This window comes from Microbacterium sp. 4-7 (assembly GCF_014332665.1).
Lineage (GTDB): Bacteria > Actinomycetota > Actinomycetes > Actinomycetales > Microbacteriaceae > Microbacterium.
Window position 1 is genome coordinate 376,994 of sequence record NZ_MCRH01000003.1, and the last position, 13,124, is coordinate 390,117.

Sequence of the window (13,124 nt, forward strand, 5' to 3'; positions counted from 1 at the left end):
CCGGGGTGTTCGAGTCCGTCCAGACTCTGATCGACGAGCATCGCCGGGTGCAGGAGGAGCTCTCCGACCCGGCGGTGCACGCCGATGCTGCTCGGGCGAAGCGCGTCAACCGTCGCTACGCCGAGCTGTCGCGGATCGTCGCCGCCTATGAGGCGTGGGCGGCGGCATCCGATGACCTCGACGCCGCGAGGGAGCTCGCCCGCGAGGACGAGGCGTTCGCCGCTGAGATCCCGACCCTCGAAGAGGGGGTGCAGTCATCGCAGGAGAAGCTGCGCCGACTGCTCATCCCACGCGATCCCGATGACGCGCGCGACGTCATCATGGAGATCAAGGCGGGGGAGGGCGGCGCCGAGTCGGCGCTGTTCGCCGCGGATCTGCTGCGCATGTACATCCAGTACGCAGCCTCCAAGGGCTGGAAGACCGAGCTCCTCGAGCGCAACGAATCCGATCTCGGCGGCTACAAGGACGTCCAGGTCGCGATCAAGGGATCGTCCTCGGACCCCGCCCAGGGCGTCTGGGCGCACCTGAAGTACGAAGGCGGCGTGCACCGCGTGCAGCGCGTGCCCGCGACCGAGTCGCAGGGGCGGATCCACACCTCGACCACCGGAGTGCTGGTGTTCCCCGAGGTCGACGAGCCCGACGAGATCGCGATCAATCAGAACGACCTGAAGATCGATGTCTTCCGGTCCTCGGGCCCGGGCGGACAGTCCGTCAACACGACCGACTCGGCCGTGCGCATCACACACGTGCCCAGTGGAATCGTCGTGTCGATGCAGAACGAGAAGTCGCAGCTGCAGAACCGTGAGGCCGCGATGCGCGTGCTCCGGGCGCGACTGCTGGCGAAGCAGCAGGAGGAGCTGGATGCCGCGGCATCCGATGCACGCAAGTCGCAGATCCGCGGCATGGATCGGTCCGAGCGCATCCGCACCTACAACTTCCCCGAGAATCGCATCGCCGACCACCGCACGGGATTCAAGGCCTACAACCTCGATCAGGTGATGGACGGCGCTCTCGAGCCGATCATCGAGAGTGCGATCCAGGCCGACGAAGAGGCTCGACTCGCCGCGGTGGGCTCCGACTCCTGAGGTGACGCCGCTGAGCTGCGGCGCGGGTCAGGAGCGGGCCGCGTACCGGTGCTCCGGCCGTCCGGTTGCCCCGTAACGCAAGCGGACCTCCACGACCGTCCGAGCAGCGAGAGCCGCGAGGTGGCGCTGCGCGGTGGCGCGCGAGATCCCGACGCGCTCTCCGACTTCTGCGGCCGACGCCTCGCCGTCGCCGAGAGCGGCGAGCACCAGCTGCTCGGTCGCGGATCGCGAGACAGACACCGGTTCTCCGGATCCGTGGAGGATCGCCAGGGCGCGATCGGTGTCCTCCTGGCGAAGGGGACGATCTCCGGCGAGCAGGTTGCGGTACCGCGCGTAGCGCTCGAGCAGGCCGACGAGCGCCCGACGATCGAACGGCTTCAGCAGGTACCCGACGGCGCCCGATCTGAGCGCGCGTCGAATCGTCGGCGCGTCGTCGGCGGCCGAGATGAGGATCGCGTCCACGCCGCTCTCACGCACGAGGGCGATGCCGTCTCCGTCCGGGAGGAAGACATCCGCCAGGAGGAGGTCAGGGCGTGATGCGCGGATGCCGTCCCGTGCCTCGGCGAGGGTGCGGACGGGCTCCAGTGCCGAGAATCCGGGCTGGTCGTCGATGATGCTCCGGTGCAGTCGTCCGACGCGGAAGTCGTCGTCGAGGATCAGCACCCGCAGGGGATCGTTCATCGGTTCTCCTCAGTCGTCGATGTGTCGGCGACGGCGCCACCGAGTCGAGCGGCGAACACGGCACCGTGCTCCTCGCCTCCGGCGTCGATGATCCAGAGATCGCCGCCGCGGCGTCGCGCGATGTCTCGAGCCAACGGGATGCCGAGCCCGCGGCCGTGCACGCGGTCTGTGTCGTCGTCGCGCGGCTGACTCGGAGCCATCGGGTCGATCCCCGCGAGTCCCGGTCCCGAGTCTGCGACCGTGACGACGAGCGCGTCGCCGTCTCCGAGCACCGCGACCTCGACCCAGCGGGGAGTCCGCGCTCCGGCGACGGCGGCGGTCACCGCGTTGTCGACGAGGTTGCCCACGACGGCGGCGACGTCCTCCGGTTCTGCCACGCTGCCGATCAGCTGGCTCTCGTCCGCGACGCGCAGGGAGACGCCGCGTTCACCGGCCTCGATCCCCTTGGCGCCCAGGAAAGAGTGCAGGAACGGGTCGCTGAGCAGGTCGAGCCCGGCGACGGGGAATGCGACCGAGCCGCGCTCGACGAGCTCATCGAGGAATCCCCGGGCATCGTCGATCCTGGCTGCGTCGATGAGCCCCGCGACCACGTGCATCCGGTTCGCGAACTCGTGACGCTGCACGCGCAGGGCGGCGGTCACGGCTTGCACGGTCTCCAGTCGCTCCGTCAGAGCGATGAGGTCGGTGCGGTCACGGATGATCAGCACATGTCCGAGCGGCCTGCCGTCGCGGATCACCGGACGGGAATCGATGTAGAGCACGCGGTTGTCCACGACGGTGCTCGACGTCGTGGGCGCTCCCGTCGCGGTCTCGACGACAGCGGTCGGCAGCGAGAGCTCCGCCAGCCGTCGTCCCACAGCGGCGTCGAGACCGAGCATCCGATCGGCCGCATCATTGCTCACCCGCACGATCCCTGCCGTGTCGACGGCCAGGACGCCGTCATCCACACCATTCAGCACTGCTGTCTGGTTCTGCACGAGCGCCACAAGCTCCTCGGGCTGCACGCCGAGCGTCAGGCGCTCCCAGCGACGGCGCAGCAGCAGGAACGCGAGGAGAGCCAGCGCCAGGGCACCGGCGGCGGTAATGCCGATCACTGCGAGCAGCGGAGGCAGGTCATCGAAGACGCCTGTGCGCTCGAATCCGACGCTGACCTCGCCGACGGGGATCCCCGCATCGTCGAGCACGGGGACCTTGGCGCGAGCCGACTCGCCGAGGGTTCCGGTCTGCCAGTCGACCACCTCGTTCCCGGCGAGCACCTCCTCGAAGGGTGTGCTCACCATCTGGCCGATGCGTGAACTGGTGGGATGGGCGAGGCGGATGCCGTCCTCATCGGCGATGACGACGAACAGTGCACCGGTGCGGTCAGAGACGTCCGCTGCAAGGCGCGCGAGCTCGCCCTTCCTGAGCTCGTCCTGGTCCGGCGCCTCTTCGGCGGCCGAGATTCGTGCGACCTCGTCGCGGACCTGCGGGTCCTCGGCGAGGGTCCGGGCGATGCCGAGGGCGGTGGACTCGGCTTCGGTGCGAAGCTGCTGCACGGCGAGTAGGAGGTACACGCCGGTGCACATCACGACGACAAGGGCGACCGTGGCGAGATGCAGCAGCAGCGTGCGGGTCGCGAACCGAGGTCGCGTCGTCGTCGTCGACACCGTGGTCCTTCCCTCTCTGCTCCCGCGCAATATGCGCAGAACCCACGCTACGCGCACAACATCCGAGAATGCGGCATACCGCGCTCTGCGGGGAGGGATTGCCTAGTCTCGTCAGGATCCGTCGCAGTCGACGGAGCTTCGACGAAGGAGTCACAGCATGCTCGATGCACTCACCGGCCTGTCCACGGCCGCAGAAGAGGCGCCGACCTACGACGTCGCGTTCGTGCCGCCCGAATGGGTTCTGGTCCTCCTGGGATTCACCATGGTGCTGGCCTTCATGACGCTGATCATGACGAAGCGACTGACGCCCATGGTGGCGCTGATCCTCGTGCCGACCGTGTTCGGGCTGTTCGCCGGTGCGGGGCTCGGCATGGGCGACATGATCCTCGATTCGATCGCCACGATGGCCCCGACCGCAGCGCTGCTGATGTTCGCGATCATGTTCTTCGGCATCATGATCGACGTCGGCCTGTTCGATCCGCTGATCCGGGTGATCACGCGTCTTCTCGGTGATGACCCGGCGAAGGTCGTGCTGGGAACCGCGATCCTCGCGGGAGCCGTCTCGCTCGACGGCGACGGCTCGACGACGTTCATCATCACGACGTCGGCGATGCTGCCGATCTACCTCCGTCTCGGCATGAGTCCGGTCGTCCTCACGTGCGTCGCCGGCTTGATGAACGGCACTCTGAACATCGTTCCCTGGGGCGGGCCGACGGTGCGCGCGGCGACCGCTCTGGGACTGCAGCCGACGGACATCTTCGTCCCCATGCTGCCGGCTCTCGGCGTCGGCATCGTCGTGACGCTGGGCTTCGCCTGGATGCTCGGGCTGGGAGAGCGCCGCCGACTCGGGCGCCTCGACTCCGAAGGGCTGCTCACGGGTTCCGACGGCGGTGCTCTTTCTACAGTGCCGAAGATCTTCCGCGGTGCCGGACCGAAGCCCGGCGCCCGTGCAGCGCTCCGCACCGGCAACATCGTCGTCGTCGCCGGTGGGCGAGGGCCCGTCGCCGCGGCCAGCGTCGACCCGGCCGACACCGCCATGGCGGACACCATGCTCGACCCCGCGCGCCCGACGCTGAGGCCGCGACTGATCTGGTTCAACCTCGCGCTCACCGTCGCCGTCATGGTGCTGCTCGTTCTCGACATCATGCCGCTCCCGTACGTGTTCATGGTCGGTGCCGCCGTCGCGCTGCTGGTCAACTTCCGAGGGATCAAGGAGCAGGCGTCCGAGATCGTGGCCCATGCGCCCAGCATCGTCGGTGTCGTCTCGATGGTGATCGCGGCCGGAGTCCTGGTCGGCGTCCTGACCGGCACCGGGATGGTCGATGCGATGGCGACCTGGATCACCGACGTGCTTCCGCCCGCGCTCGGCCCCTTCCTCGCACCCATCACCGGTGTTCTGTCGATCCCGTTCACGTTCTTCATGTCGAACGACGCCTTCTACTTCGGCATCCTGCCGGTGCTGTCGCAGAGCGCGGCGACGTTCGGCATCGACCCCGTCGAGATGGCGAGGGCATCGATCATCGGTCAGCCGGTCCACCTGCAGAGCCCGCTCGTGCCGGCGATCCTGCTGCTCGTCTCGCTCGCCAGCGTCAACCTGGGCGATCACCACAGGAAGGTGCTGTGGCGCGCGGTGATCGTGTCGCTCGTGATGCTCGCCGTCGGCATCCTGTCGGGCGCGATCCCCTTCTTCGTCGCCCAGTGAGAGCGATATGCTCAGCGCGTGATCACCTTCCTCTTCCGCGCGCTGATGTACGTCATCTCGGCCGGCCTCGGTCTCATCGTGGCCGACCTCGCGCTCGAGGGGTTCCAGATCCAGTGGGACCAGTGGTGGGGGTTCGTGCTCTGCATCCTGATCTTCGCCGTGTTGCAGAGCGTGCTCTCACCATGGGTCAGCAAGATCGCGGATCGCTATGCACCGGTCCTGATGGGCGGCATCGGCATCTTCTCGACGCTCATCGCCCTCGTGGTCGTCGTCCTGCTGCCGATCGGTGGGCTGCGCATCGTCGATCTCGTGGGCTGGCTGCTCGGATCGGTGATCGTCTGGTTGATCACGGCGCTCGGCAGCGTGCTGCTGCCACTGATCTTCCTTCGCAAGAAGGTCGACAAGGTGAGGTCTCGCCGCGGGGCGGCCTGAGAGCGCGGGCGCGTCAGATCGAGTAGTCGGGTGCGGTGAGCACCGCTCGGGTGTCCTCGCCCATGACCCGTGCACGGGGCTTGGCGGGCACACCGACGAGGATGCTGTCCGCCGGGGCGTCGCGCGTGACCACGGCATTCGCTCCGACCACGGAGCCCTCGCCGATCGTGATCGGTCCGAGGATTTTCGCGCCTGCTCCCACGGCCACGCCGTCGCCGAGCGTCGGATGCCGCTTGCCTGAGTCACGCGTGCGGCCGCCGAGAGTGACCCCGTGATACAGCATCACATCGTCGCCGACCTCTGCCGTCTCGCCGATGACCACGCCCATGCCATGGTCGATGAAGAAGCGTCGACCGATGCGCGCGCCGGGGTGGATCTCGATCCCGGTGAGCCATCGCGACACCTGTGATGTCGCACGGGCGAGCAGACGCAGCCGGCGTCGCCACAGCGCGTGTGAGACCCGATGGGCCCAGATCGCATGCATCCCCGGATACAGCAGTGCCACCTCGGCGCCGCTGCGCGCGGCGGGGTCGCGAAGTCGGGCTGCCGCGATGTCCTCGCGCATTCGGCCGATCATGTCCATCGGGAGTTCAGGCCTCGCGCAGATCCTCGTAGAGCGCGGTCGAGAGGTAACGCTCGCCGAACGAGGGGATGATGACGACGATCGTCTTCCCCGCAGCCTCCGGGCGCTGGGCGACCTGCAGAGCGGCCCAGATCGCGGCTCCGCTCGACATGCCCACGAGGATGCCCTCGCGGCTCGCGGTCTCGCGCGCGACACGGATGGCGTCGTCGAACGTGACGTCGATGACCTCGTCGAGGACATCGCGATCGAGGATCGGAGGCACGAAGTTCGGTCCGATGCCCTGGATCTTGTGCGGCCCCGGGTGTCCCTCGGTGAGGATGGGCGAATCCTTGGGTTCGACGGCGACGATCTTCACCCCGGGGACGCGCTCCTTCAGGACCTGACCGACGCCCGTGATGGTTCCGCCCGTGCCGATGCCGGCGACGAGGTAGTCGACGGAGCCCTCCGTGTCGCGGAGGATCTCCTCGGCCGTCGTGCGGCGGTGGATCGCGGGGTTCGCCTCGTTGGCGAACTGCTTCGCGAGAATGGCACCCGGAGTGCGGGCGGCGATCGCCTCCGCCTCGGCGATCGCGTTCGTCATGCCCTTCGTGGGGTCGGTGAGGATGAGTTCGGCGCCGAACGCCTTGAGAAGGAGGCGCCGCTCCTTGGACATCGACGCGGGCATCGTGAGGATCACCTTGTACCCGCGTGCGGCGCCGACCATCGCCAGCGCGATACCGGTGTTGCCGCTGGTCGCCTCCACGATCGTGCCTCCGGGCTTCAGCTCGCCCGAGGCCTCCGCAGCGTCGACGATGGCGATGCCGAGCCGGTCTTTGACGCTCGAGGCCGGGTTGTAGAACTCGAGCTTGGCGAGAACTGTCGCGCCGAGGCCCTCGGTGACCCGGTTCAGACGAACCAGGGGAGTGTTGCCGAAAGCGGAGGTGATGTCGGAGTGGATACCGGGCATGGGGAGAGCCTTCCTGTGCGGGGGACTGCGCGCTCCAGCCTAGGCGAGAGCCCTAGGGGGGTGGGCAATATGACACCTGCTGCGCTCTACGCTTGATCCATGTCCGATCTCTCCCTCGCCTCCGCCGTGCATGCGGCGGCCCGACAGCTCGCAGACGCCGGCGTCACGGATCCTCTCGTCGACGCGGAGCTGCTCGCCGGTCACGTCCTCGGCGCGCGGCGTGGTGAGGTGCAGGCATCGATCATCCGCGGTGATGCGGTGGAGGAGGCGGACGCCGAGGCGTTGCGGGCTCTGGTCGCCCGTCGTGCGAGCAGGGAGCCGTTGCAGCACATCACCGGAACGGCGCCGTTCCGCCACCTCGAGCTCGCGGTCGGGCCCGGAGTCTTCGTCCCGCGACCTGAGACCGAGACGGTCGTGCAGTACGCGATCGACGCGCTCCTCGGGTCCGCGCTTCCCGACCCGATCGGCATCGATCTCGGCACCGGCAGCGGGGCGATAGCACTCGCCATGGCCACCGAGGTGCCCCATGCGCGTATCTTCGCCGCCGAGCTCTCGCCCGACGCGTATCCGTGGGCGGCTCGGAACACGGCGGGGGTGGCCAACCTCACCCTCGTGAACGACGACCTGGCGCACGCGTTCGCGGAGCTGGACGGCACTGCCTCCGTCGTGATCTCGAACCCGCCGTACGTTCCGGACGCCGCGGTGCCTCGTGACCCTGAGGTTCGGCTCTTCGATCCGTCGATGGCGCTGTACGGGGGAGAAGACGGGCTCGACATCGTGCGTGTGCTCAGCGTGCGCGCGCTCGAGCTGCTGCATCCGGGCGGGCTGCTGGTGATCGAGCACGGGGAGCTCCAGGGCGAGGAGATCCGCAGCATCCTCACGCGCGACGGCTGGCGTGCCGCCGCGACGCACCGCGACCTCACCTTGCGAGACCGCGCGACGACCGCTCTGCGTCCCTGACGCGCAGACACGAACCGCACAGACATCGCCAACTAGAATCGGATCGTCATGTCCTCCATCTTCGATTGCGGCGACGAGGCCCAGCTCCTCGCCGGCATGCGCCACGCCCGCCAGGCCATCGCCCGCGGCGAACTCATCGTCATGCCCACCGACACGGTCTACGGCGTCGCCGCCGACGCGTTCTCTCCCGCTGCCGTACAGCGCCTCCTCGACGCCAAAGGGCGAGGGCGCAATCAGCCGCCTCCCGTGCTCATCGGCACGAAGGAGACGCTGCACGCGCTGGCGGAGTCCGTTCCCGAGCCCGTCCAGCGACTCGTCGACGCCTTCTGGCCCGGCGGCCTGACCATCGTTCTCCCCGCTCAGCCCTCTCTCGTCTGGGACCTGGGCGACACGGAGGGGACCGTCGCCGTCAGAATGCCCGAAGGGCGCGTCGCGCTGGAGCTCCTGGCGGAGACCGGACCGCTGGCCGTCTCCAGCGCGAACCTCACCGGCCGTGAGTCGGCGATCTCCGCGTTCGATGCCGAGCGGATGCTCGGAGACAGCGTGTCGGTGTATCTCGCAGACGGCGTCAGTCGCGACGGGGTCGCGTCGACGATCGTCGACGCGACCTCCCTGGTTCCCCGCGGCGCGGAGCCCGCCGCCGGTGGTGTTCGCATCCTCAGAGCCGGCGCCGTCAGCCGCGAACGGCTGGAGGAGGTGCTCGGCGACCTGCTCGAACCCGAGGCGCCGTCGCCGGAATCGGACGGGGATTCGTGAAGCAGTACCTCCTCACGATCATCCTGACCGCCGCGATCACCTTCGCGTTGACCTGGGCGGTCTGGAAGCTGAGCCTGCGTTTCAAGCTGTACCCCGGCATCCGAGAGCGGGATGTGCACACGACTCCCACTCCCCGTCTCGGTGGCGTCGCGATCTTCCTCGGCATCGCAGCGGCGATCGGGGTCTCGGCTCTGAATCCGTTCTTCACCACCATGTGGATGCCGCCGCAGACGATGTGGTCGATCCTCGCCGCATCCCTCTTGATCGCCGTCATCGGCGTCGTCGACGATCTGTGGGATCTCGACTGGATGATCAAGCTCGGCGCACAGTTCCTCGCTGCCGGGATCATCACCGTCGGTGGCGGGCTGCAGATCCTCTCCCTGCCGTTCGGCGATCTGATCGTCTTCTCGAGCTGGCTGAGCATCACCATCACGATGTTCGCGATCGTCATCGTGATGAACGCCGTCAACTTCATCGACGGCCTCGACGGCCTCGTCGCCGGCGTCTGCCTGATCGCGAACGGCGTGTTCTTCGCCTACTCCTACATCCTGACGCGTGACACCGGAGCATCGAGCTACTTCAACCTCGCATCCTTCCTCGCCGCAGTGCTGATCGGCGCGTGCCTCGGCTTCCTCCCGTTCAACTGGAGTCCTGCGAAGCTCTTCATGGGCGATTCGGGAGCGCTCGTGATCGGTCTGCTGATGGCGACGTCCGCGATCGCCGTGACCGGGCAGCTCGAGCCGTCGGCCCTCGATCCCGAGCGTCTCGGACGATCGCAGCTCCTCGGCGCGTTCATCCCGATCCTCCTCCCTCTTCTGGTCGTGCTGCTGCCGCTCCTCGATTTCGGGCTCGCAGTGCTGCGACGGATGAACGCGGGGAAGTCGCCGTTCTCACCCGACCGCAAGCACCTGCATCACCGGATGCTCGACCTCGGCCACCGCGACCGCGACGCCGTGCTCATCTTCTACGCCTGGACCGCGGTCATCTCCCTGGCCGTCCTCCTCATGTACGTGGGCGCGCGTGAGGACTGGCCCGGCCAGTACCTCCCCGGAGTCGTGTTCGGCCTGGTGGGAATCGCCGCGTGCCTCGTCATCACCCTGAATCCTCTGCGCCGACGGAAGCCCGCGGCGTCTGCTGAGTCCGACCCGACACCCGTGGAGTCCCCGTGAGCCCGAGCCCTGTTTCCAGCAATCCGATCCTGCGGAGGACGCTGATCTGGTCCGCGGTCTCGATGGCGGTCCTCGCGATCGTCGCCGGAGCCATCGGCCTCCTCGTCGGCGGGACGGAAGGTCTCGTCAGCGGCCTGCTGGGCGTCGTGCTCGCCATGCTGTTCCTCGGCATCACGGCCCTCAGCATCCTCATCGCCAACCGCTGGTTCGGGGATCCGCTCTACGTGCAGCTGTTCTTCGCGATCGTGCTCGGCGGATGGCTTCTGAAGCTCGGCCTCTTCGTCGTGATCATGATCGTCCTGAGCGGTCAGCCGTGGATCGAGCCGATGGTGTTCTTCCTGTCGATCGTCACGGGAGTGGTGGCGACCCTCGTCATCGACGTGATCGTCATCACTCGGATGCGCCTTCCGCACGTGAGCGACGCGTCCCTTCCCTCCGAGGCTCCGATCGACCGCGCGCCGGGGGTGGAGCTGCCGACCGTCGTGCCGGAGGATCGTGCGCCCGGGCGCCACCACATCGTGCCCGAACCCCCTGCGCAGGAAGGCTCCGACGAACAGCCCCCGCGGTCTTAGGACACCCTCTTATTCTGATAGTGTTGAGACGTGCCCGCCGCTCGCCCGCGAGCGCTTGCGCTTGAAGCACACCGACCATCGTCGCCCCGGTTCTGACCGGTGCCCCGAAGCTGGAGCCCGCGCTGTTCAATCTTGCTGCGACCCTGATGCCCAAACTCGCCTCTGACGGCGAGTTCCACGGACCTTCGATCGACGAGTTCTTCCCGGAGATCCTCTTCGAAGTCGCGGGTATCCCCGTGCACCGAATCCACCTCGTGCAGTTCCTCGCCGTGGTCGCCGTCGTGCTGATCCTCGTCCTCGGAACCCGCCGTATGAAGATCGTCCCCGGACGCTTCCAGAGCGTCGTCGAGATGGGGCTGGACTTCGTCCGCACCAATATCGCGCACGATCTGCTCGGACGCAAGGACGGCAACCGATTCCTGCCGATCCTCACCACCATCTTCTTCATGGTGCTGTTCATGAACATCACGGGAATCATCCCGTTCCTGAACATCGCAGGCACGAGCATCGCGGCCGTGCCGCTGACGCTCGCGCTGGTGAGCTACATCACCTTCATCTACGCGGGTATCAAGAAGAGCCCGCTGGGCTTCTTCAAGAACGCGCTGTTCCCGGCCGGCGTTCCGTGGCCGGTCTACATCATCGTGACGCCGATCGAGTTCCTCTCGACGTTCATCATCCGGCCCGTCACGCTGATGCTCCGACTCCTGATGAACATGGTGGTCGGCCACATGCTCCTGGTGCTGTGCTTCGCAGCCACCCAGTTCTTCTTCTTCACCGCAGGTGGCGGCTGGGCCGCTCTCGGTGTCGGAACCCTCGCCTTCGGCGGCGCCTTCACTCTCTTCGAGATCCTGGTCGCCGTTCTCCAGGCATACGTCTTCACCGTCCTCACCGCGGTCTACATCCAGCTCGCGGTCGCAGAAGAGCACTGAGCGGGTCGGCAACTGCCGTCCCACCCAACGAAAGGAAAAACCCGTGGACGCTACTACGGTTCTCGCAGACATCAACGGTCACCTCGCATCGGTCGGCTACGGCCTCGCAGCGATCGGTCCGGCCATCGGCGTGGGTATCGTCGTCGGCAAGACCATCGAGGGTGTCGCTCGTCAGCCCGAGCTGGCCGGCCGCCTGCAGGTCCTCATGTGGATCGGTATCGCCTTCACCGAGGCGCTTGCATTCGTCGGCATCGCCGTCGGATTCATCCCCTTCCCGTAATCCGAACCGACTTCTGAAGGAGACAGGATGCTGAACGCTCTTGTCACGAACCTCGCAGCAGAGGGTGAAACACCCAACCCTCTGATCCCTGCGTGGTACGACATCATCTGGTCGGGTCTGTGGTTCCTCGTCATCCTCATCGTCGTGTGGAAGGTCGCCCTTCCGAAGTTCACGGCAATGCTCGACAAGCGGTCCGCCGCCATCGAGGGCAACATCGCCAAGGCGGACGAAGCACAGAAGCAGGCTGAGGCCGCGCTCGAGGAGTACACCCGTCAGCTCGCCGAGGCACGCACCGAGGCCGGTGAGATCCGCGAAGCCGCCCGTGAGGACGGCAAGAAGATCGTCGCCGAGGCCAAGGAGGCCGCGTCGAGCGAAGCAGCTCGCATCACCGCGACCGCGCACACGCAGATCGAGGCCGAGCGGCAGACCGCTCTCGTCTCGCTGCGCAGCGAGGTCGGCTCGCTCGCGATCGACCTCGCCGGTGGCGTGGTCGGCGAGACGCTCTCCGACGATGCACGTGCGACCGCGGTCGTCGACCGCTTCCTCGCCGACCTCGAAGCATCCGAGAAGGCGGCTCAGTAATGGGCAGCGCGACCACTCAGGCACTCGCGGCATCCACTCAGACGCTTGCCGCAGCGACGGACGTCACTCTCGACACGGCGCGGGAGCTGTTCGCAGCCGCACGCGCCGTGGCGGAGTCGTCTCATTTGAGCGGCGCGCTCGCTGACCCGTCGGCTCCGGTCGTGGCGCGACAGAACGTCGTCGCCGCGGTGTTCGGCGGGTTCTCGCAGAACGCGCAGACCGTCCTGAAGACGGTCGTCGCCGAGCGCTGGTCATCGGCTTCCCAGCTCGTGGACGGCGTCGAGGAACTCGCGATCAGGGCTGCTGCGATCGCCGAACCGCAGGCTGACATCGGGGGAGAGCTCTTCGGCTTCACCCGGGTGATCGCCGCGAACGCGGAGCTCGAGCTCGCGCTCGGAAGCCGCCTCGGGGGCGAGGACGCCAAGGGCGCGCTCGTCGACAGGCTTCTCGCCGGGGGCGTCAGCGACGCGACCGCCGTGATCGTCTCGTCGCTGGTGCGCCAGCCTCGTGACCGTCGCGTTCGGCAGATGCTCACCCGTGCGACGCGGGTCGTCGCCGACCAGGGCGACCGTGTGGTCGCGACGGTGCACAGCGCCACACCGCTCACCGACGCACAGCGCACCCGTCTCAGCGACGCTCTCTCGCGTCGTTACGACGGCAAGATCTCGCTCAACGAGGTCAACGACCCCTCTGTCGTCGGAGGCCTGCGCGTGCAGATCGCCGATGACGTCATCGACGGCAGTATCTCCGCCCGTCTCGCCGATCTTCGCCAGAAGCTCGCCGGCTAACACGACTTCGCGC

Annotated in this window: 15 protein-coding genes; 11 read left to right on the forward strand and 4 right to left on the reverse strand. The window is 67.6% G+C overall.

Translation table 11 applies throughout. The annotated features are described in order from the left end of the window. Positions 1–5 precede the first annotated feature (5 nt). Positions 6–1,085 (forward strand): peptide chain release factor 1, encoded by a 1,080-nt coding sequence (gene prfA, locus BEP68_RS05845; protein WP_056278381.1) that lies wholly within the window; start codon positions 6–8, stop codon positions 1,083–1,085. A 27-nt stretch (positions 1,086–1,112) separates the two neighbouring features. Here the strand turns inward: prfA and BEP68_RS05850 are convergent, their stop codons facing one another. Both BEP68_RS05850 and BEP68_RS05855 read right to left on the reverse strand, forming a co-directional pair. Continuing rightward, entirely contained in the window at positions 1,113–1,766 is a 654-nt protein-coding gene (locus tag BEP68_RS05850) for a response regulator (protein ID WP_187249489.1), read from the reverse strand. Next, a complete protein-coding gene (locus BEP68_RS05855) occupies positions 1,763–3,412 on the reverse strand; it encodes a sensor histidine kinase (RefSeq protein ID WP_315985277.1) in 1,650 nt (549 codons plus the stop codon). The genes BEP68_RS05850 and BEP68_RS05855 overlap by 4 nt, the downstream gene beginning before the upstream one ends. Before the next feature lie 157 nt (positions 3,413–3,569). Here BEP68_RS05855 and BEP68_RS05860 point away from each other — a divergent pair, with 157 nt between their 5' ends. Both BEP68_RS05860 and BEP68_RS05865 read left to right on the forward strand, forming a co-directional pair. Further along, entirely contained in the window at positions 3,570–5,114 is a 1,545-nt protein-coding gene (locus BEP68_RS05860) for a CitMHS family transporter (RefSeq protein WP_187249490.1), read from the forward strand. An 18-nt stretch (positions 5,115–5,132) separates the two neighbouring features. Next, the gene (locus BEP68_RS05865) at positions 5,133–5,546 is read left to right on the forward strand and encodes a hypothetical protein (protein ID WP_053095751.1); all 414 of its coding nucleotides are present in this window, start codon (positions 5,133–5,135) and stop codon (positions 5,544–5,546) included. Positions 5,547–5,559: 13 nt separating this feature from the next. Here the strand turns inward: BEP68_RS05865 and epsC are convergent, their stop codons facing one another. Both epsC and cysK read right to left on the reverse strand, forming a co-directional pair. Then, positions 5,560–6,129 carry a serine O-acetyltransferase EpsC gene (gene epsC, locus BEP68_RS05870; RefSeq protein WP_053095752.1) on the reverse strand — a complete coding sequence of 190 codons (570 nt, stop codon included), beginning with the start codon at positions 6,127–6,129 and terminating at the stop codon, positions 5,560–5,562. 7 nt (positions 6,130–6,136) lie between these two features. Then, entirely contained in the window at positions 6,137–7,075 is a 939-nt protein-coding gene (gene cysK, locus BEP68_RS05875) for a cysteine synthase A (protein WP_053095753.1), read from the reverse strand. Positions 7,076–7,174: 99 nt separating this feature from the next. Between cysK and prmC the strand changes: the two genes are divergently transcribed. From prmC to BEP68_RS05915, 8 genes are all read left to right on the forward strand, one after another. Beyond that, positions 7,175–8,035 (forward strand): peptide chain release factor N(5)-glutamine methyltransferase, encoded by an 861-nt coding sequence (gene prmC, locus BEP68_RS05880; protein ID WP_056278391.1) that lies wholly within the window; start codon positions 7,175–7,177, stop codon positions 8,033–8,035. A 48-nt stretch (positions 8,036–8,083) separates the two neighbouring features. After that, on the forward strand, positions 8,084–8,791 hold the full coding sequence (locus BEP68_RS05885; protein WP_053095755.1) for an L-threonylcarbamoyladenylate synthase: 708 nt from the start codon (positions 8,084–8,086) through the stop codon (positions 8,789–8,791). After that, a complete protein-coding gene (locus BEP68_RS05890) occupies positions 8,788–9,960 on the forward strand; it encodes an MraY family glycosyltransferase (RefSeq protein ID WP_053095756.1) in 1,173 nt (390 codons plus the stop codon). Before BEP68_RS05885 ends, BEP68_RS05890 begins: the two co-directional genes overlap by 4 nt. Next, positions 9,957–10,532 carry a hypothetical protein gene (locus tag BEP68_RS05895; protein ID WP_053095757.1) on the forward strand — a complete coding sequence of 192 codons (576 nt, stop codon included), beginning with the start codon at positions 9,957–9,959 and terminating at the stop codon, positions 10,530–10,532. The genes BEP68_RS05890 and BEP68_RS05895 overlap by 4 nt, the downstream gene beginning before the upstream one ends. A gap of 146 nt (positions 10,533–10,678) precedes the next feature. After that, the gene (gene atpB, locus BEP68_RS05900) at positions 10,679–11,461 is read left to right on the forward strand and encodes a F0F1 ATP synthase subunit A (protein ID WP_053095758.1); all 783 of its coding nucleotides are present in this window, start codon (positions 10,679–10,681) and stop codon (positions 11,459–11,461) included. Positions 11,462–11,504: 43 nt separating this feature from the next. Next, positions 11,505–11,741, forward strand: a complete 237-nt coding sequence (gene atpE / locus BEP68_RS05905; protein WP_042541851.1) for an ATP synthase F0 subunit C — start codon at positions 11,505–11,507, stop codon at positions 11,739–11,741. Positions 11,742–11,768: 27 nt separating this feature from the next. After that, positions 11,769–12,323 carry a F0F1 ATP synthase subunit B gene (locus tag BEP68_RS05910; RefSeq protein WP_053095759.1) on the forward strand — a complete coding sequence of 185 codons (555 nt, stop codon included), beginning with the start codon at positions 11,769–11,771 and terminating at the stop codon, positions 12,321–12,323. Further along, positions 12,323–13,111: a F0F1 ATP synthase subunit delta gene (locus BEP68_RS05915; RefSeq protein WP_053095760.1), complete on the forward strand. Its 789-nt coding sequence runs from the start codon at positions 12,323–12,325 to the stop codon at positions 13,109–13,111. The genes BEP68_RS05910 and BEP68_RS05915 overlap by 1 nt, the downstream gene beginning before the upstream one ends. The last annotated feature ends 13 nt before the right edge of the window (positions 13,112–13,124 follow it).